The sequence below is a fragment of the Streptomyces sp. NPDC044044 genome (assembly GCF_056434405.1).
Genome location: NZ_JBWKFG010000007.1, coordinates 280,400 through 299,236, shown reverse-complemented (window position 1 = coordinate 299,236; position 18,837 = coordinate 280,400). Strand labels below are relative to the sequence as shown.

Genomic DNA, 18,837 nt, shown 5'->3' with positions numbered 1-18,837 from the left:
CGCCCCTGCGAGGCGGACAGGCAGGCACGCGACTACGCCAAGGACGTACTGCGCCAGGTGCTTCCCCGGGCTTGCGGGACCGTCTCGATCACGTCGCGCTCTCCCTGTACGTCACGTGCCGCCGACTCCAGGCCGCCCCGGGCCTGGACGCGGCCACACGCCAGGACATCCACTACGTCAGTGCCCGCGCCGAGATGGCCATCGACCTCGCCCACCCGACCGCGGCTCGGCGCGAACTCGAACGCCTGGAGGCCATCGCGCGACGGTGTGGCGTGGAGTCCTGAGAGGTCCCCGTCTGCCAGGCGGTTCCTGCCCCCCCACGCGGCCGACGGGCCGGGAACCGCGTGCCCGCCGCGTTCCCGCTGCCCGCCTTTACGGTCGGCGTCCCCACGCGGAGATCATCGGGGAGGTGGTGAGGTCGAGGCGGCCGGACGTGACGCTCGCGAGGTGCCGGTCGATCTCCTCGTCGGTCGCGAGCCCTGCGGCCACCAGCCTGTCGCGCACCTGCCGTACCGTCGCCGCTTCCAGGACATCGCAGGCCGGTGACGTGATCGGGAAGTAGGCGTCCGCGGTGACATCGGTCAGTCCCGCCTCCCGCAGCAGCCGGGGGACCTTGCGTCCGTAGGCCAGGTCTGCGCCGCGAGCCGCGAGCAGCGAGCGGAACCCGGCCCGCAATCTGTTGGCCAGTGCCTGCTCGGGGCCGTACTCGTCCAGGCAGATCAGCGGCTGCGACGCCGGGTCGGCGTCCTCCACCAGCAGCCACCCGCCGGGCCGCAGCGCGCCGACCATAGCGCGCAGCGCCCGCTCCCTGTCGGCCACGTGCACCAGCACCAGCCGGGCGTGGACGAAGTCGAAGCCGCCCACCGGCGGTTCGTCCCGGCCTACGTCGTGGCGCAGCACCTCGATGACCCCTCCCGCCGCCCGGGAGGCCCAGGAAGTGTCGATGTCGGTCGCCAGTACCCGGCCGGTGGGGCCGACCCGGTCGGCCAGCCACGTCACCACCGAGAGGCCGCCCGCGCCGACCTCCCAGCACCGCCACCCCGAGGTGATCCCCAGGGCTTCGATGTGCCGGAACGTGGTCGGGTCGAAGAGCTCGCCGAGCGCGTCGAAACGGGTGCCCGCCTCGGACTGCGCGTTGTCGAGGAGATAGCCGCCGTCGTCGTGGGCGTCCGGTGCAGAGCGCGTCATGAAGCGATTGTCCCCCTCTTGAGTCCCCCTCCTGTGCACTCCCGGGGGACTCATACCCCCCGGTCGCCCTAGCCCTGCAAGGCCCCGTCCGCCCTAGCCCTGCAAGGCGGAACGCATGTGGCGAAAGCGGTCAAGGGAACGGCGACGCATCCAGAGGACCCAGCAACAGAACCCGATCAGGCCGCCCGCGAGGACCAGCGGATAGACCAACGATCCGGTGACCGCCCCGAGGACGAGCATGCCGACGGCTATCAGAGCCATGGAGCCGAGCCAGTAGGGCAGCCACCGGCGCCCCCGTTCCATCTGCCCCAACTGCTCGGCGACGAGCCGCCGCATGGTCGCCCTCTCCTCGGGCTCCCTCGGCACCTCACGATGACGGATCTTGCGGTTGAGCTCGACGATCCCGCGCGCGTCGGTGCCGGCGGCGCGACCGGCCTTACGGCGCTGCACGGCCACGAACGTGATGACGACGGCGGAGTAGAGCGCCCCCTGAACCACCCACACGACCGGATGCTCGTCCCGGCGGAACAGCGCGGTGACGCCCACGCCCAGCAGGAAGATCAGGACCGCCTGCGCGGTAAGACTTCGATCGAACCAGAGCTTGAAGGCGCGCACGGCACGTTCCTCCTCGGAATCGACGGATACCGCTGTCGAGCTACCGAGTACCCCGCCAAGACGGGCCCATGGGCTGCCCGCACGTCGCTGCGGACCCCACAGGCGTGAGTCGTCCGCTCATATTCTTTGATACGAATATTCTTCTTGACGAATACTTGCTCCATGGACGCACTCCTCTCCGCACTGGCGGACCCGGCCCGCTGGCGGCTCGTGAGCCTGCTGGCCGAGCGGCCCCGTCCGGTCGGGGTCCTCGCCCAACTCGCCGACGCACGCCAGCCGCAGACGACCAAGCACCTGCAGATCCTCGAACGCGCCGGTGTCGTCACCTCCCGGCGCACCGGCCAGCGCCGCATCTACGCGCTCCGCTCCGCTGCCCTGCGGGACCTGGCGGCCACGCTCGGCGGGATCGCCGACATCGCGGACCAGGAGGGTGGCCCGCGCGAGACCTTCGAGCGGTACGGGGCGAGCCTGGACGCGGAGCGGTCCGCCGCGGGGGAGCCGGGATGGGCCGACGGCCGCTCGTTCAGGTTCCTCAGGTCGCTGGCGGGGCGCCCCGATTCGGTCTGGCGCCACCTGACCGAGGCCACCCTGCTGGCCCGATGGTGGACGCCCGACGACCTTCGCGTCTCCGAGCTGGTCTTCGAGGCGCGAGAGGGCGGACGGATCGCCCACGAGTACCGGGACGCCGAGGACGCCGATGGTTCCGCCCAGGTCGCCGGGCGCGCGGAGGGAGTCGTCGACGACGTACGCCCCGCAGAGCGCCTCGCCTACCGGCTCTCCCCACTGCTTCCCGACGGCGGCCTCGCGTTCACCGCGCACGTCGACCTCGGCCTGACGCCCACCGACACCGGCACGGACCTCGACGTCCACTGGCGGATCACCGACAGCACGGTCGACTCCGCGGACTTCATCGCGGGGATCGAGATCGGCTTCGGCCAGAGCCTCGACAAGCTCGCCGCGATCCTGACCACGGACACGCACGACACCGGCACCACCGAAGAGGCCGCAAGCACCGAAAGCACCGATCACGCAAGCCACAGCGCCAGCGACAGAGACAGCGACGCCGACACGAGGAGCACGAAGTGAAAGAGCAGATGCAGAGGCCGAAGCAGACCGCGGGCCGCCGAATCGTCACCAACATGAGCCTCTCCCTCGACGGTCACTACGCCGCGCCGGACAACCCGCTGGACATGCGCTGGGTGATGCCCTACGCCCTCACCGACGTGGCCCGCGACCACCTGACCAGCCTCTGGGAGTCCGCGACGACGGCGCTGCTCGGACGGGTCAACGCCGAGGGATTCCTCGGGTTCTGGCCCACCGTCATCGGAACGGAGGGCGCCGACCCGCGGGACGAGGCCTTCGCGAAGTGGCTCGTCGACACCGACAAGGTGGTCCTCTCCTCCACCATCGGCGAGGCGCCGTGGTAGCGGACGACGATCGCCGACAAGCCGACCGCCGAGGTGGCCACGGACCTCAAGGCGACCGAAGGCGGCGACATCCTCGTGCTCTCCAGCGCGAGCGTCATCAAGGCACTCCTGGCGGCCGACAAGGTGGACCGGATGGCGCTCACGATCTTCCCTGTCTTCCTCGGCGGCGGTCCGCGCCTCTTCGGCGACGGCCTGCCCACGGGGAAGTGGTCGCTCGTCAGCCAGAGCGCGGGCGAGCACGGGACGTTGGCCCTCGTCTACGACCGGGTCCGCTGAGCCGTCCCCTCGCGCGAGTCGCCAAGCGTGCGCCAGGGGGGATACCGCGCGGATGGGCGCGCGGTATCCCCCGGCTGTGTGAAGGTCAGTCCTGGCGAACGATGTTGGTGCCGGGACCGCCGGAGAGGGTGTCCCGGCCCGCGCCGCCGTACAGCTCGTCGTTCCCGCTGTTTCCGTAGATCGTGTCGTTGCCGCTGTTGCCGTACAGGATGTCGTTGCCCTTGCCGCCGTACAGGAAGTCGTCGCCGGCCCCACCGCGGATCGTGTCGTTGCCGTCGTCGCCGGACAGGCTCTGCCTCTCGGCGCCGCCCTGGATCACGTCGTCGCCCGCGCCGCCGTCGACCGCGCTCTCCTCGCCGTCCGAGTAGATCGTGTCGTCGTCGTTGCCGCCCTGCGCGATGCTGCCGGCCGCGGCGTGGAGCGTGTCGTTGCCGTCACCGCCGCTCACCACACCGGCCTCGCCCACCGAGAGGTCGTCGTTGCCCGCCCCTCCGATGACGGAGTTGCCGTCGACGCCGCCGGTGTGGTTCCAGGTGTCCTTGCCGTCGCCCAGGTCGGCCCGCGCGAAGTAGTACGTCTGGTCGCCGGCATTGTCGTAGGAAACGGTGTCGTCACCGTCGCCGAGCGCCAACTTCAAAGTGGCGTACGGGTCCTGGCTCTCCAGGGTGGCGACCGTGCAGGAGACCTTGGTGCGGTCCGTGCTGTCGGGGTAGGAGCAGCCGTCTCCCGCACTGACCGGCACGGCATCGTCGATCACATAGGTGATCTCTTCGGTTCCTGCGGACTTCGACGCGGTGACGGTCACCTTGTTGATCTGGCCGGAGGCCGCCGTGTAAAGGATCCCGTGGTCGCTCTCGCTGAACGCGGCGGTCGCTTCCGGCGCCACGGCAGCGGCGGTGCCCGCCAGGAAGAACGGAGCGGCCAGCCCCGTACCGAGAGCGAGCGTCACCGCCGACGCGGTACGGATAACCCGGCGGCTGATGAGATGAGAGGGCATTACAAAACCTCCATGAGGCATACGTGGTCCTTGCAATTACGTGTGACTGCCGGGGTTTGGGGTTGGTTGTAATGCGATGCGCGGGCGATGCGCACGTCGATTCCTGACGCTTGCGGCACAAGTACCCGCTGGCCAGGGGTGTTTGACGGCTCATCCGCGGCCCGATCTTTCCTCGTAAGACGCGGTTGGGCTGAAATTCATGAGGGAGGGACGACGGCGAATCCCGGCCGGAGTCGGCAGAAGGCGTAGTTTTTTCCCGGGGAATTGCCGTCGCCGGATTTCCTTCGCGGCGGGGGAATCGGCGGTCGGGGAGCTAGCCCTCCCGCGCCCACGGGCGCAGCTTCTCGGGGTTGCGGACCGCCCAGATCCGCGTGACGCGCGCGTCGGAGACGTCGAACGCGGCTACGGTCATGACGATGCCGCCACGTTGGGCCACCAGGCCCGGCACACCGTTGACCGAGCACTCCAGGAGTTCGAGCCCCGGAGCCCTGTCGGCGATGGCGACCATGTACTGGGCGATGCGTGCGCCGCCCTCGACCGGGTGCAGGACGGTGCCGACCATGCCGCCGCCGTCGGCGGTCATCACGGCGGCAGGGTCGAGGAGACCGACGAGAGCAGCGATGTCCTTGGTCTCCCAAGCCTGTTTGACGTGCCTCACCACGTCCGCCTGGCCGGTCGCCGTCACCGGGGCGTGCGCGCCGCCCACCCGCCGCCGGGCCGAGGCCGCCAGCTGCTTGCAGGCCGCGGGCGTCCGGCCGAGGACGGCGGCGATCTCGGCGAAGGGATACCGGAAGACGTCGTGCAGGACGAACGCCACCCGCTCGGCCGGCGTCATCGACTCCAGGACGACGAGGAAGGCCATGGCCACCGACTCGTCCAGGACGATCTGGTCGGCAGGGTCCGCGAGGCCGGGGAGACCGGCGCCACCCGCATGGTCCCACTCGGTGCGATCGGGCAGCGGCTCGGGCAGCCACGCGCCGACGTAGCGTTCACGGCGGGCCCGCGCCGAGCCGAGCAGATCCAGGCAGATGCGGCCGGTCACCGTCGTCAGCCAGGCGCCGGGGGACAGGATCTCCTCCCGACGGCTCTGTGCCAGCCCGTACCAGCGTGTGTAGGCGTCCTGTACGGCGTCCTCGGCCTCGGTCACCGAGCCGAGCAACCGGTAGGCGACATTGATCAGTTGGCGTCGCTCGCCGACTATCTCATCGGCTCTGGTCCCGACAGTCCCCATGCTTCCGGCCGCCCCTCGCCTTACCTTTCGCGGGCCCGCGTCGTCGGGCTCGTGAGACCTTATCGATCCACTGCCCACGGGCGGAAAAGGGGACTGCGACATGGCCACCCAGGTGACGGCGAAGGTGAACGCGCACGCACGGCGCGGCGTTTCGTTCCTGCAGATCGCGATCGCCCTGCAGACCCTGACCATTTTCCTCCAGGCGGTCTCCTCCGGGCTCCTGCTGACCTCGTCCTATGGAGAGACGCTGCACAGCGCCGGAGCCCGCGTGATGTACGGGGCGTCGATGCTGTACGTGCTTACCGCTGTGCTGGCGTGGAAGCCGGGCGGCGGCTCGCCGCGGCCTGTCTGGCACGCGTCCGGCTTCCTCGCACTCGCCTCGGTTCAGGTGGTGCTCGGCATCGCGCACGTCCCGTCGGTTCACCTCCCCCTGGGGGTCTTGATGTTCGGCCTGAGCGTGCTGGATCTGGCCCGGCGGCAGGGGCGCACCTACTGATCGGTGTCCGGCCTGCGGTAGCGCAGGTGCAGGACGGTACCGCCGGCGAGGATCACGGCACCGGCGCCTGCGAGGGCACCGACCAGGTCGGCGCCAGGGGAGCCCAGGGGTGAGTCGGAGGCGGTGTTCGCGATGTCCGGGGTGGTGTCGGGCGCGGGGCGGGCGCCGGCCGACGAGCCGCCGTCGTGGCTCTCGTGGCCCTCGTGCACCGCTTCCGCCTCGGTGTTCTGCTTGCCCGAGCTGCCCGAGCTGCCCGAGCCGAGCGCGGTGACGGCGGTGCCTGACCGTTCGCCGCCGGTCAATCCGGTGACCTCGCCGTTGCCTCCGTCGAAGACGACGTCCGAGCAGGAGAAGAAGTTCTCCTGGCTGTCGGAGCGGATCCACTGGACGAACAGAATGTGCTGACCGGTCCGTTCGGGCAGTTGCAGGTCCCAGTAGTAGTGCCCCGCCTCGCTGCCGGGGCCGCCCTCCTGCGGCGGGTTCTGAACGGTCTGTACGTTCTCCAGGTCCGACCACCCCAGCGGCTGCTTCGGGTCGAAGCCCTCCTTGGTGACGTACACCTTGAACCGGCCCGGGTGGTGGGCCCAGTTGCTGTAGTTCACCTCGATGGTGTCGCCGGCCGTGAGATGGGTGACGGGCCAGTCGGTGCGGGCGGCGTTGTACGGGGAGAATTCGTAGGGGCTGCGGTCGCCCGCGCTGCACAGCGTGCCGTCCTCGACGTAACCCTCGCCGCGACCGCCCGCGTTGGAGTCGAGGACGGCGAACCAGTTGTACAGCGGAGTGGTGCCGGCCTCCTGGACTGCCGCCTTGCAGGCGGGGTTGGTCGGCATCTGGGTGGAGGAGTTGGCGAGCAGGTCCTTGTAGCAGAGGTAGGTGCGCGATCCGGGCATCATGGCGACGCCGTGTGCGGCGGCCGTGCCCGGGACGGCAAGCACGGCCGCGGCGGCGATGCCTGTGGCGCCGGTGAGGGATGCCAGGCGCCTGGCACGCACCGAGTTCCATAAGCGGGATCGGACTGGTCGGACTCTGACGAGCGCGGGGGAGCGGGGGATGGTCATGGGAACGTCTCCTTCGGGGAGTTTCCGATGAGCGGCTCGCCTCCTGGTTGCCGCCGGGCGCGTGATGGTTGCCGCGATCCGCGATCCGCGATCCGCGATCCGCGATCCGCGCACGGAAGCGGCAGATTCACATCTCGTCGGTGCGCGCCTGCGCAGGGTGGGGGTGTGTCGCGCATGTCGAGCCGAGGAGACGCAGTGCTTCTTCGGTGCTGGTTCCGGGTTCGGCGTGGTAGATGACGAGCTGCTGGCCGGGCGCTTCCCGTATGTCGAAGGCCTGGTAGGTGAGGGTGAGGGGGCCGACCTTCGGGTGGAGGAGGCGTTTGGCGTCCTTGGTCTTGCCGCGCACGGTGTGAGCGTTCCAGAGGCGGGCGAAGTCCGCGCTGTGCTCGGTGAGTTCGGCCACGAGTTCACGCAGGCGCGGGTGGTCCGGGTCGAAGCCGGCCGCCTCGCGCAGGTTGGCGACGATGGACTCTGCTGCCCGGTCCCAGTCCTGGTAGAACGTGCGGCCCGCCGGGTCCAGGTAGACCATGCGGGCCAGATTGTGTGCCGGGTCGAAGGGGGCGTAGAGGGCATCGGCCAGGGCGTTGGTGGCCAGGAGGTCCAGGGCGGGGCTGAGGACGGATGCCGGGGTGTTCCGGTAGCCGTCCATCAACTGGCGAAGCGCCGGACTGATCCGCTCGGTGCCGAGGGCGGACGACCGGCCGCTCGGAGAGGCCCCGGCCAACCGGTACAGGTGCGCTCGGGCATCGGCGTCCAACTGCAGCGCGTGGCTGAGGGCCTTGAGCACCTGGGGCGAGGGGTTGCGATCGCGCCCTTGTTCCAGACGGGTGTAGTAGTCGGAGTTCACCCCGGCCAGGACCGCGACCTCCTCGCGGCGCAGTCCGGCCACTCGGCGGATGCCGTGGCTCGCGATGCCCGCGTCCTGAGGCCGCAGCGCGGCACGGCGTGCGCGCAGGAAGTCTCCCAGGTGGTTGCCGTCCATGTCCTTCAGGCTAGGCGGCGGCTGGGTGCGCAGCCTGGGTGCGCTGTACCCAGTCTCACCGCGACCGGCCCGCCTACTGCGGCTCGGTCGCGATCTGGATCAGGTTGCCGCAGGTGTCGTCGAAGACGGCGGTGGTGATCGGGCCCATGTCCAAGGGCTCCTGGGTGAAGTGGACGCCGAGGTCGCGCAGGCGCTCGTACTCCGCCTGTACGTCGTCGACGGCGAACTGGGCGAGAGGGATGCCGTCCTTGACGATCATGTCGCGGTAGGGCTTGACGGCAGGGTGGCCCGCGGGCTCCAGGAGGAGCTCGGTGCCGCCGGGCTCGTCGCGCGAGACGACGGTCAGCCACCGGTCCTTCTCGCCCACCGGGACGTCGTGCTTCTTCACGAAGCCGAGGATCTCGGTGTAGAAGGCCGCGGCCTTGGCCTGGTCGTCGACGAAGATGCTGGTCAGATGGATCTTCATGAGGTGCTCTCCTCCGGTCGGGGCGTGTCGGGCACGGGCCATCGCTCGACGATGTGCCGCAGTGGGGCCGTGTTCAGGTCGTGGAACTTGTAGCGGCCCTCCCGCCTGGTCTCGACGAGCCCGGCGGCCTCCAGCACGGCAAGGTGCTGGGAGACCCCCTGACGGGAGATGCCGAGCTGATGCCTCATGCTCAGCCGCGAACAGATCTCGAACAGGGTCTGTCCGGATTTCTCCGTGAGTTCGTCGAGGATGATGCGGCGGGTGGGGTCGGCCAAGGCTTTGAAGAGTTCGTCGGCCACGACCACACGATAGGCAATTGCTCACTTGCCTATCAAGCCGGGCCGCCGCAGCGGAGGACCTGGGGGTCAGGAGGCAGGGGTTGCTTCTTGGTCCAGGTCGGACAAGTCGAGCACGAAGCGGTAGCGGACGTCGTTGCGCCCGAGGCGGTCGAGGGCCTCGTTCACGCGGGCCGACGGGAGCAGTTCGATGTCGGCGGTGATGCCGTGCTCGGCGCAGAAGGCCAGCATGGCGGCGGTCGCCGGCCTCCCGCCGCTCCCCGCGGAGCTCAGCCGCTTGCGTCCGATGAGCAGGTCGGTGGTCTCCAGTGTGATGGGCCCGAGGTGCCCCAGATGGCTGAGCGTCCCGTCCATCGCGACCAGGCGCAGGTAGGGGCCGAGGTCGTGCGGGACGGCGATGGTGTCGATGACGACGTCGAACCGGTCGCGGGCGGCGGCCATGTGCTCCGGATCGGTGGAGACGATCACCTCGTGCGCGCCGAGGCGGCGTGCGTCGTCGGCCTTGTCCGGCGAGCGGCTGATGACCGAGGTCTCGGCGCCGAGCGCCACGGCGATCTTGACGGCGAGATGACCCAGACCGCCGAGGCCCGCCACGGCGACGCGGGTGCCCGGTCCCGCGGCGAGGGCGTGCAGCGGTTCCCAGACGGTGATCCCGGCGCAGAGCAGGGGAGCGGCGGCAGCCGGGTCGAGGCCGGGGGGAAGGGGGTACGCGAACCGCGACCGGACGACGTACTCACGGGAGTACCCGCCCTGGGTGGTCGATCCGTCGTGGCGGTCGACTCCGCCGTAGGTGAGGGTCGGGAACGCGTGGCAGAAGTTCTCCTGGCCTGCCCGGCACATGGCGCACGTGCCGCACGAGTCGACGATGTTGCCCACCGCCACCGCGTCACCGAAGCCGAAGCCCGTGACGCCGGAGACCTCGGACCCCGTCTCGGTCACCACGCCCGTGAACTCGTGCCCCGGCACCAGGGGTTGGTCGTCGTCGCGGGACCGGAGGGCGTGCAGGTCCGTGTGGCAGACCCCGCAGTAGTCCACCCGGACCGCGAGATCGTCGGGGCGCAGGTCGCGCCGCTTCAGTGGTGTCCGCCGCAGCGTCGTCGCCGGTCCTTCGGCCTGCCAGCTCACAGTGGTCCTCATGGCCCCTCCTCGGATATTCAGACAGACTGTTCGGTCTATTTGGAGCGTAGGCGCCCGTGGGCCGCCAGGCAAACCAACTGTTCTGTTTGGTAGCCTGCGGGCATGGCCGACCAGCCCTTGACCACCCGCGGAGCCGCGACCTACCAGCGCATCCTCGACGTGGCGACCCAGGAATTCGCCGAGCACGGGATCGCCGGAGCGCGCATCGAGCGGATCGTGGCCGCCGCGCGCACCAACAAGGCTCAGCTCTATTCCTACTTCGGGAACAAAGACGGGCTCTTCGACGCCATCTTCTTCGGTTCGCTGGAGCGGATCGTGAACGTCGTGCCGATCGACGCCACGGACCTCGCGGACTGGGCGGTGCGCCTGTACGACGAGTACCTCCTGCGCCCCGATCTCATCCGGCTCGCCACCTGGGCCCGCCTGGAGCGACGCCCGGAAGGTCACCTGGTCGAGGACCCCGACCGCCTCGATGACCGCAAGCTGCGCGCCATCGCCGAGGCGCAGGCCGCCGGGCTGGTGTGCGAAGGGGATCCGTTCGACGTGATGGCCATGGTCATCGCCATGTCGATGGCGTGGTCACCGGTCAGCAATGTCTACGCCGCGACCGCCCAGGAGCCGCCGGAACTGCACGAGCAGCGCCGCGCCCTGCTCCACGAGAGCGTCCGCCGCGCCATGGCGAGCGGCTAGTCGGGGACTGTCGGACAGCTGTCGGTGGCCTGTCGGCGTGTCCTGACACCTTGCCAGGAACGGCCGCCGGAGATCACGGGCGGCCCCGGCCTGGAGGAGTCGCCATGCGCACCCCCGTCACGATCATCGGCGCCGGACTCGGCGGCCTCACGCTGGCCCGCGTCCTCCACATCCACGGAATCCCGGCCACGGTGTACGAGGCGGAGTCATCGCCGACGGCACGCACGCAGGGCGGGATGCTCGACATCCACGACTACAACGGGCAACTCGCCCTCGAAGCAGCCGACTTGATGGACGAGTTCCGCGGCATCATCCTGGAGGGCCGCCAGGCCATGCGGGTCCTTGACCCGGACGGGACCCTCCTGCACGAGATGACCGACGACGGCACGGGGGGCCGCCCCGAGGTGCAGCGCGGCGAGCTGCGACAGATCCTGCTCGATGCGCTCCCCGCCGGCACCGTCCGGTGGGATCACAAGGTCAGCGGCACCCGTGCACGCGGCGATGGCCGTCATGAGGTGACGTTCGCCGACGGCGGCACCGTCGTCGCGGGCCTGCTGGTCGGCGCGGACGGCGCGTGGTCACGGGTCCGGCCGCTGCTCTCCGCCGCCATACCCGAGTACGTCGGCAAGTCGGTCGTCGACACCTACCTGTTCGACGCCTGCGCCCGGCACCCCGCCACCGCGAAGGCGGTCGGCGGCGGGTCGATGATCGTGCCCGCGCCGGACCGGGAGATCTTCGCTCACCGGGAGAAGGGCGACACCCTGCACGCGTACGTGGGACTGTCCAGGCCGCAGGACTGGTTCGACGGCATCGACTTCGGCGATCCCGCCGTGGCCACCGCGCGCATCGCCCTGGAATTCGACGGCTGGGCGCCGGAGTTCACCGCGCTGATCACCGACAGCGACACCCCGCCGGTCCTGCGCCCTCTCTTCGCCCTGCCGACCGGCCACCGGTGGGACCGGGTCCCGGGAGTGACCCTGCTCGGGGACGCCGCCCACCTCACTGCCCCGAACGGCGAAGGCGCCAACCTGGCCATGCTCGACGGCGCCGAGCTCGGCAAGTTTCTCGCCGCGCACCCCGACGACGTCGAGGCCGCGCTCACCGAGTACGAACAGGCCATGTTCCCCCGCAGCGCCGAGCCCGCCATGTTCGAAGGCGTCGAGATGCAGGGAGGCGACTCCGAGGAGCCCTCCGCCCAGGCCATGCTCAAGATGCTCGCCGAGCTGGGACAACAGGCGACCTGAGTCACCGTCAAGGGACCCGGACCAAATGCACCGCCACGCTGGCCCAGTCACCGCGCGGCAGTTCGGGCAGGATTCCGTAGTCGCTCAGCACCGTCGCGGAATGGACCGCACCCGTGCGGGCGTCACGGTAGCGAGCGGACGGATCGAGGCCGGCGAGGCGCAGCGGTGGGTGCGCGGCGCCGTGGCGCGGGGCCCTCTGCCAGGCAAGGAGCAGGGCCTCGCTGCCGTCCTTCGCCGTGTACTGCACCGCGGCCGGGCCGTCGTCGACCGGGCCGCGCGGGCGGTGCTGTGTCCCGTGCTGCACGAGGTGGCGCACGCGCTTGTACTCGGCCACCAGCTCCGCGCCTTCGGCCAGTTCCTCGTCGGTCCAGCGGGTCAGGTCGCCGCCGAGGCCGAGCACCCCGGCCATCGCGACATGGAAGCGGAAGCGCAGCGGCACCGACCGGCCGGTGAGCGGGTTGGGCACGTCGGTCACCCACGCGGCCATCGTCCGGGCCGGGTAGATCTGGCCGTAGCCGTGCTGGATGAGGACGCGGTCCGCCGCGTCGGTGTTGTCCGACGCCCACGCCTGGTCCGTGCGGGACAGCATGGCCAGGTCGACCCGCCCGCCACCGCCGCTGCACGCCTCGATGCGCAGGCCGGGATGGTCGGCGCGGAGCCGGTCGATGACGTCGTAGAGGCGGTGCACGTACGCCGTCCGGACGCGCTCCGTGCCGTCCGCCCGGTCCGGCCAGCCCGCCTCGCTGAGCGCGCGGTTCATGTCCCACTTGAGGAAGTCGATGCCGTGGTCGCCCACCAGGCGGGTCAGCCAGCCGTACGCCCAGTCCGCGACGTCACGGCGGGCGAAGTTCAGCACCAGCTGGCTGCGGAGCTCGGTGCGGGTGCGGTGCGGGAAGTGCAGGACCCAGTCCGGGTGCTGGCGGTAGAGATCGCTGTCCGGGTTGACCATCTCGGGCTCCACCCACAGACCGAAGCGCATCCCGAGCCGGTGCACCTCGCGCACCAGGGGAGCGAGCCCCTCGGGGAAGCGGTCCGGTGACGGTGTCCAGTCGCCGAGCCCGGCGCCTTCGTCGCGGCGTGCGCCGTACCATCCGTCGTCCATGACGTAGAGCTCCGCTCCGAGCGCCGCCGCCCGTGCCGCCAGGCGCAGTTGGCCTGCCTCGTCGACGTCGAATCCGGTGGCCTCCCACGAGTTGTAGAGGACCGGTCGTGTCTCCTCGGGGTGGGGGAGCACGTGGGCCAGGACGTACGCGTGCCAGGCGCGGCTCGTCGCGCCGAAACCACCGTCCGTGTAGAGGCCGACGTGCTGGGGAGTGGTGAACTCCTCGCCAGGGGCGAGGGGTTGGGCCATGCCGTCGTGGCCTGCGCCGCCGGTGAAGCCCGTCCGGCCGTCAGGGGTGCGCTGCACGGTGACGCGCCAGCCGCCGCTCCAGGCCAGGGCCGCGCTCCACACCTGGCCGTGCTCCTCGGTCGCGTCGCCCGCATCGAGCATCACCCAGGGGTTGGCGTGATGGCTGGTGATGCCCCTGCGGCTGGTGAGCACGGTCTCGCCGAACGGCACGCGTTCCCTGTGCAGTTGGGTCTCGGCGGACCACTGGCCCGTGACATGACTGAGCCGGTAGTCGTCCCTCGCAGGAAGCGTCCAGGCGGCGGAGTCGGCGCGCAGCAGCGTCACGGCTTCCTCGCCGGTGTTGCGCAGCACGGACCAGCGCTCGATGGCGTCGCTGTCGTCGTGGACGCGGTAGTGGAGGGTGATCCCCAGGGGGTAGTGGCGGTCGCGGAACTCCAGGGCAAGTTCCGTCGATCCCGGCGCGGGCTCGTGGACGCGATGGCCTGTCGCCTGCCATTCGAAGGCGCGGGTGCCGTCGGCGAAGCGCACCTGCAGCGAGGGGGTTCCGAACCGTGCCCCGCCGTCGACGGGCAGTTCCTCGCCGACCGGAGGCCGCCCCTCGAAACTGCTGGGGTGCGGGGCCGGGGGAGCGGCGAACTCCTCTGCATCCTCCAGGGTCAGCCGTGGTCCCCACGCGAGATGACAGGGCGCTCCGGTGTCATCGATCCGGAGCGCGTACGACGTGCGGGGAGTGCAGAGCAGCCAGACCCCGGTCGCAGGGGCGAAGGAGATCACAGGCATGGATCCTCACGTTCAGATAGCGCCTCGAGAACATGCGGCAGCCAACACTCCCTTGGATCAGCTGTCAATACCCGATGGCTGTCGCATATTTGAATGTCTCGGCTCCTCTGCAGAGGCTTCTTGAAAGGTGCTTGCTTCTTTCATTGACAGAGGAAAAGAACACCCCCTACGTTTCGGCCATGCGCTCGACGACCCCTCGTATCGACGTGGTTCCGGCACCCACACCGGCCGCCTCCCTGGTCTTCACCACTGTCCTGACCCACGGCCCGCTCACGCGGATCGAGATCTCCCGGCGGACCGCGCTGTCATCGGCGGCGGTCACCAAAGCGGTACGGCCGTTGATGGCGGCCGGCTACCTCGTCGAGGACGCGGACGAGGAGGCACGGCCCTCCCTCGGGCGGCCCGCCACTCTCGTGCGGGTCGACGGCGGGCGAGCCCTGTTCATCGGGGTCAAGGTGACCGGCGACGAGATCATCGCGGTCCTGACCGACCTGTGCTGCCGCATCCGCGTCGCCCGCCACCTCCCGGTCACCGACCGCGACCCCGGCGCCGTGCTCGCCTCGATCTCCGGACTCGTCCAGGAACTCCTCACGGAGGCCGAGGGTTTCGGCGTCGAGGTGCGCGGGCTCGGACTCGCCGTCTCCGGTGACGTGGACCGCGCCGCCGGTGTCGTGCGCTACTCGCCCTTCCTGGACTGGCGGGACGTGCCACTCGCCGAACTGGCCTCCACGGTCACCGGGTTGCCCGTCACCGTCGACAACGACGTCCGCGCGCTGACGGTCGCCGAGCAGTGGTTCGGCGCCGGGGCGGGCATCTCCGACTTCGCCCTGGTGACCGTCGGTGCGGGCATCGGCTGCGGTCTCGTCGTGCACGGCAAGGTGGTCTCCGGCGCGCACGGCGTGGCCGGTGAGATCGGCCATCTGCCGATCGACCCGCTGGGCCCGCCGTGCCACTGCGGCAACACCGGCTGTGTGGAGGCGATCGCCGGGGACGCCGCCATCATCCGCCGCGTGCGCGAGGCGACCGGCATCCCGGTCGCCGACTCCGCAGGCGCCCTGGAGCTTGCGCACCAGGGCGACCCCGGTGCGCGCGAGGCCTACACACGAGCCGGGGAGGCGATCGGCCGCGCCATCGGGGCCGTCGTCAACGTCCTCGGACCGCAGCGAGTGATCATCTCCGGCGAAGGTCTCGCGGCGTACGACCTGTTCGCCGAGCAGATCCGCGACGCGTTCACCGCGTCCGCCTTCGGCACCGCCGCGCAGTGCGACGTGATGACACGTCCCCTGCCCTTCGAGGAGTGGGCGCGCGGGGCCGCGGCCACGGCGATCCAGTCCTTCATCGGCATAGACACGTACTAGGAGTTGCGATGACGCAGCAGAGCCGCAGACCCTTCCCCGCCCGAGAGGCACGCGAGCCGAGCCGCCGCACCGTGGTCCGCGGATCCCTCGGGGTCGGCGCCGCCGCGCTGGCCGCCCCGCTCCTTTCCGCCTGCGGCGGCGGACCGGCCGCCGATCCGAAGACGGTGACCTTCGGGTCGAACGGGGCCGATGCCACCCCCGAGAAGGCCTACGCCGCCGTCACCGGCGCGTTCACCGAGGACAGCGGCCTCAAGGTGAAGACGAACACCGTCGACCACGACACGTTCCAGAAGAGCATCTCCACCTACCTCCAGGGCACACCGGACGACGTCTTCACCTGGTTCGCGGGCTACCGCATGCAGTACTTCGCCAAGAAGAAGCTGGCCCATCCCATCGACGACGTATGGGAGAAAATAGGCTCCGGATTCAGCGATGCCGCCAAGCAACTGTCGAAGGGCGAGGACGGGAAGTACTACTTCGTCCCGCTGTACAACTACCCGTGGGCCGTCTTCTACCGCAAGAGCGTGTTCAAGCAGCGGGGCTATGAAGTCCCCCGGACCTGGAGCGAGTTCACCGCGCTCGCCAAGAAGATGAAGAAGGACGGGCTCTCACCGATCGCGTCCGGCTACGGCGGCGGCGACAGCTGGTCCATCCTCGGGGCCTTCGACTATCTGAACCTCCGCGCCAACGGCTACGACTTCCACATGGACCTGATGCGGGGCGAGGTCGCCTGGACCGACCGCCGCACCACCAAGACGCTCGACCTGTGGCGTGAGCTGAGCGGCTTCTACCAGCAGGGCGCGGGCGGCCGCTCCTGGCAGGACGCCGCCCAGTCGCTGCTCGACAAGAAGTCGGGCATGGCGGTCATCGGGCTCTTCCTCGGCCAGCAGATCACCGACGAGAAGCTCCGCGCGGACATCGACTTCTTCCCCTTCCCGGAAGTCGACCCGGCCCACGGCCAGGAGACCGTCGAGGCCCCCACCGACGGCTTCATGCTCAGCCGCGAGCCGAAGAACCTCAAGGGCGCCACCAAACTGCTCGAATACCTCGGCGGAGCCGAGGCCGAGAATCTCTACATGGGCGTCGACCCGAGCAACGTCGCCGTCAACTCCCGTGCGGACACCGGCAAGTACAACGCACTGCAGAAGAAGTCCGCCGACCTCATCGCGTCGGCCAAGCACATCACCCAGTTCGGCGACCGCGACAGCGACCCGGGCTTCATCTCCACCGTCGTACTGCCGGGATTCACCGAATGGCTCGGTCACCCGGACGACGGCGCGGCCCTCCTGAAGAAGATCGAGTCCCAGCGTTCGCGCTTCTTCACGGCCTGACACCTCCTGACACGGCCTGATCAGGACCGGGAAGGTTCACCATGTCCTCCGTGCGCACGGCGCGTCCAGCGCCCCCGTCCAAGCGTGCCCGGCCCCGGCGGCTCGGCCCCGGTGACCGCGTCTTCCTCACCGTCATCGTCGGCATTCCGCTGCTCGCCCTGCTGGTCTTCGTCTGGCTTCCCGCGCTCGCCTCCGTGGGCCTGTCCTTCACGAACTGGGACGGCATCGCGCTGTCCGACATCCGCTGGACCGGTCTCGACAACTACCGGGAGATCTTCACCAATTACCCGCCGTTCTGGCCTGCCGTCCAGCACAACGTCGTCTGGCTGCTGTTCACGGCGCTGCTGCCCACCCCGTTCGGCATCTTCCTCGCCTACCAGCTCGACCGGAAGATCCGCTTCACGCGGGTCTACCAGACCGCGATCTTCCTGCCGATGGTGCTCTCGCTGGCGGTCGTCGGCTTCATCTGGGAGATCATCTACAACCCCGACAACGGCCTGCTCAACGGCATCCTGAGCGGTGCGGGCTCCGGTCGGCCCATCGACTGGCTCGGCGACCCCGACCTCAACCTCTGGGCCGTGCTGGTCGCTTCGGCCTGGCGGCACACCGGCTACATCATGATCCTCTACCTGGCGGGCCTGAAGGGCTTCGACCCCGCGCTGAAGGAAGCCGCCGCCCTCGACGGCGCCAACGGCCGCCAGACGTTCCTGCGCGTGGTCTTTCCCGCACTCAAGCCGGTCAACATCATCATCCTCGTCGTGACCGTCATGGAGTCGCTGCGGGCGTTCGACATCGTGTACGTCCTGGGCGGCGGCACCGGCAGCAAACCGGGCATGGAGCTCCTCTCGCTCCTGATCACCGACAACATCATCGGCGAGTCCAGCCACATCGGGTACGGTTCCGCGCTCGCGGTCGTCCTGCTCGTCGTCTCCCTGCTGGCCATCTGCGCCTTCCTCGTACAGACCTTCCGCAAGGAGGACCAGTGACCGCGACCGTCACCCCGCCGGCCGCAGGCCCACGCACCCGCCGCGCACCGCTCTCGGGCGACGGCCCGCCGCGCCCCAAGCGGCAGACCGGCAGGCACCTCCTCCTCGGCGGGATCGCCCTCCTGTGGCTCGTCCCGCTGCTGTGGGCGATCTACACCTCACTGCGGCCCTACGAGGACACCGCGAAGCACGGCTATCTGTCCTGGCCGCACGGCATCAGCCTGGAGAACTTCTCCAGCGCCTGGAGCCAGTCCGGGATGCCGCACTTCTTCTGGAACTCCGTCCTCATCACGATCCCCGCTGTGCTCGGCACCCTGCTGTTCTCGGCCGCCGTCGCCTTCTTCGTCTCGCGCTTCGACTTCCGGTGGAACATCGCCCTGCTCATGTTCTTCACCGCGGGCAACCTGCTGCCCGCGCAGGTGCTCATCACCCCGCTGTACCGGCTCTACCTGCAGATCCCGCTGCCCGGCTGGATGAGCGACTCGTTCCTGCTCTACGACTCCGTCTGGGGCATCATCGCGATCCACATCGCCTACCAGTGCGGCTTTTGCACCTTCGTCCTCAGCAACTACATGAGGACGATCCCCAAGGAGATCACCGAGGCCTCCCTGGTGGACGGCGCTCCCGCGTGGCGGCAGTTCTTCCAGATCGTGCTCCCGCTGTGCCGGCCCGCGTTCGCGGCGCTCGCCACCCTGGAATCGATCTGGATCTACAACGACTTCTTCTGGTCGCTCGCCCTGATCGACACCGGCGACAAGCGGCCCATCACCTCCGCACTCGCCAATCTCCAGGGCCAGTACTTCACCAACCCCAACCTCATCGCGGCCGGTGCGCTGCTGACCGCGATCCCCACGCTCCTTGTGTACTTCGCGCTCCAGCGCCAGTTCATCAGCGGACTGACCATCGGTTCCGGCAAGGGCTGACCCGA

The 18,837-nt window shown here is 69.7% G+C and carries 19 protein-coding genes and 1 pseudogene; 10 read left to right on the top strand and 10 right to left on the bottom strand.

Going from position 1 to position 18,837, the window contains the following annotated elements; translation table 11 throughout:
• Positions 1-71: 71 nt before the first annotated feature.
• A complete protein-coding gene (locus AC07AG_RS26955) occupies positions 72-284 on the top strand; it encodes a hypothetical protein (protein ID WP_478758395.1) in 213 nt (70 codons plus the stop codon).
• A gap of 88 nt (positions 285-372) precedes the next feature.
• On the opposite strand, the gene AC07AG_RS26950 is transcribed toward AC07AG_RS26955, so the two are convergent.
• Positions 373-1,188: a methyltransferase domain-containing protein gene (locus AC07AG_RS26950; RefSeq protein ID WP_478758393.1), complete on the bottom strand. Its 816-nt coding sequence runs from the start codon at positions 1,186-1,188 to the stop codon at positions 373-375.
• Between the two features lie 93 nt (positions 1,189-1,281).
• Positions 1,282-1,803, bottom strand: a complete 522-nt coding sequence (locus tag AC07AG_RS26945; protein ID WP_478758392.1) for a hypothetical protein — start codon at positions 1,801-1,803, stop codon at positions 1,282-1,284.
• A 162-nt stretch (positions 1,804-1,965) separates the two neighbouring features.
• Here AC07AG_RS26945 and AC07AG_RS26940 point away from each other — a divergent pair, with 162 nt between their 5' ends.
• Complete coding sequence (locus AC07AG_RS26940) at positions 1,966-2,889, top strand: metalloregulator ArsR/SmtB family transcription factor (protein ID WP_478758390.1); 924 nt, start codon at positions 1,966-1,968, stop codon at positions 2,887-2,889.
• Positions 2,890-2,897: 8 nt separating this feature from the next.
• A pseudogene (locus tag AC07AG_RS26935) lies at positions 2,898-3,506 on the top strand (dihydrofolate reductase family protein).
• Between the two features lie 85 nt (positions 3,507-3,591).
• On the opposite strand, the gene AC07AG_RS26930 reads toward AC07AG_RS26935, so the two are convergent.
• The gene (locus AC07AG_RS26930) at positions 3,592-4,503 is read right to left on the bottom strand and encodes a calcium-binding protein (RefSeq protein ID WP_478758388.1); all 912 of its coding nucleotides are present in this window, start codon (positions 4,501-4,503) and stop codon (positions 3,592-3,594) included.
• Positions 4,504-4,816: 313 nt separating this feature from the next.
• Positions 4,817-5,734: an RNA polymerase sigma factor SigJ gene (gene sigJ, locus AC07AG_RS26925; RefSeq protein ID WP_478758386.1), complete on the bottom strand. Its 918-nt coding sequence runs from the start codon at positions 5,732-5,734 to the stop codon at positions 4,817-4,819.
• Positions 5,735-5,834: 100 nt separating this feature from the next.
• Here sigJ and AC07AG_RS26920 point away from each other — a divergent pair, with 100 nt between their 5' ends.
• Entirely contained in the window at positions 5,835-6,230 is a 396-nt protein-coding gene (locus AC07AG_RS26920; protein ID WP_478758384.1) for a hypothetical protein, read from the top strand.
• Here AC07AG_RS26920 and AC07AG_RS26915 read toward each other — a convergent pair.
• The 5 genes from AC07AG_RS26915 to AC07AG_RS26895 all read right to left on the bottom strand — a co-directional run bounded on the left by AC07AG_RS26915 (position 6,224) and on the right by AC07AG_RS26895 (position 10,169).
• Positions 6,224-7,288, bottom strand: coding sequence for a lytic polysaccharide monooxygenase auxiliary activity family 9 protein (locus tag AC07AG_RS26915; protein ID WP_478758382.1), 1,065 nt, complete (start codon positions 7,286-7,288; stop codon positions 6,224-6,226). The genes AC07AG_RS26920 and AC07AG_RS26915 overlap by 7 nt on opposite strands.
• A gap of 127 nt (positions 7,289-7,415) precedes the next feature.
• Positions 7,416-8,270, bottom strand: coding sequence for a helix-turn-helix transcriptional regulator (locus tag AC07AG_RS26910; protein ID WP_478758380.1), 855 nt, complete (start codon positions 8,268-8,270; stop codon positions 7,416-7,418).
• 73 nt (positions 8,271-8,343) lie between these two features.
• Positions 8,344-8,736 carry a VOC family protein gene (locus tag AC07AG_RS26905; RefSeq protein WP_478758378.1) on the bottom strand — a complete coding sequence of 131 codons (393 nt, stop codon included), beginning with the start codon at positions 8,734-8,736 and terminating at the stop codon, positions 8,344-8,346.
• Positions 8,733-9,035, bottom strand: coding sequence for an ArsR/SmtB family transcription factor (locus AC07AG_RS26900; protein WP_478758376.1), 303 nt, complete (start codon positions 9,033-9,035; stop codon positions 8,733-8,735). The genes AC07AG_RS26905 and AC07AG_RS26900 overlap by 4 nt, the downstream gene beginning before the upstream one ends.
• A 66-nt stretch (positions 9,036-9,101) precedes the next feature.
• Positions 9,102-10,169: an NAD(P)-dependent alcohol dehydrogenase gene (locus AC07AG_RS26895; protein WP_478758374.1), complete on the bottom strand. Its 1,068-nt coding sequence runs from the start codon at positions 10,167-10,169 to the stop codon at positions 9,102-9,104.
• 102 nt (positions 10,170-10,271) lie between these two features.
• Here AC07AG_RS26895 and AC07AG_RS26890 point away from each other — a divergent pair, with 102 nt between their 5' ends.
• Complete coding sequence (locus tag AC07AG_RS26890) at positions 10,272-10,859, top strand: TetR/AcrR family transcriptional regulator (protein WP_478758373.1); 588 nt, start codon at positions 10,272-10,274, stop codon at positions 10,857-10,859.
• Positions 10,860-10,963: 104 nt separating this feature from the next.
• Positions 10,964-12,103, top strand: coding sequence for an FAD-dependent oxidoreductase (locus tag AC07AG_RS26885; RefSeq protein ID WP_478758371.1), 1,140 nt, complete (start codon positions 10,964-10,966; stop codon positions 12,101-12,103).
• A gap of 7 nt (positions 12,104-12,110) precedes the next feature.
• On the opposite strand, the gene AC07AG_RS26880 is transcribed toward AC07AG_RS26885, so the two are convergent.
• Positions 12,111-14,234, bottom strand: coding sequence for an alpha-galactosidase (locus tag AC07AG_RS26880; RefSeq protein ID WP_478758369.1), 2,124 nt, complete (start codon positions 14,232-14,234; stop codon positions 12,111-12,113).
• Positions 14,235-14,413: 179 nt separating this feature from the next.
• Between AC07AG_RS26880 and AC07AG_RS26875 the strand changes: the two genes are divergently transcribed.
• The 4 genes from AC07AG_RS26875 to AC07AG_RS26860 are packed head-to-tail and all read left to right on the top strand — an operon-like array spanning position 14,414 to position 18,832.
• Entirely contained in the window at positions 14,414-15,592 is a 1,179-nt protein-coding gene (locus tag AC07AG_RS26875; protein WP_478758367.1) for an ROK family protein, read from the top strand.
• 8 nt (positions 15,593-15,600) lie between these two features.
• On the top strand, positions 15,601-16,923 hold the full coding sequence (locus tag AC07AG_RS26870; RefSeq protein WP_478758366.1) for an ABC transporter substrate-binding protein: 1,323 nt from the start codon (positions 15,601-15,603) through the stop codon (positions 16,921-16,923).
• 41 nt (positions 16,924-16,964) lie between these two features.
• A complete protein-coding gene (locus tag AC07AG_RS26865; protein ID WP_478758365.1) occupies positions 16,965-17,909 on the top strand; it encodes a carbohydrate ABC transporter permease in 945 nt (314 codons plus the stop codon).
• The gene (locus tag AC07AG_RS26860) at positions 17,906-18,832 is read left to right on the top strand and encodes a carbohydrate ABC transporter permease (RefSeq protein ID WP_478758364.1); all 927 of its coding nucleotides are present in this window, start codon (positions 17,906-17,908) and stop codon (positions 18,830-18,832) included. The genes AC07AG_RS26865 and AC07AG_RS26860 overlap by 4 nt, the downstream gene beginning before the upstream one ends.
• Positions 18,833-18,837 lie beyond the last annotated feature (5 nt).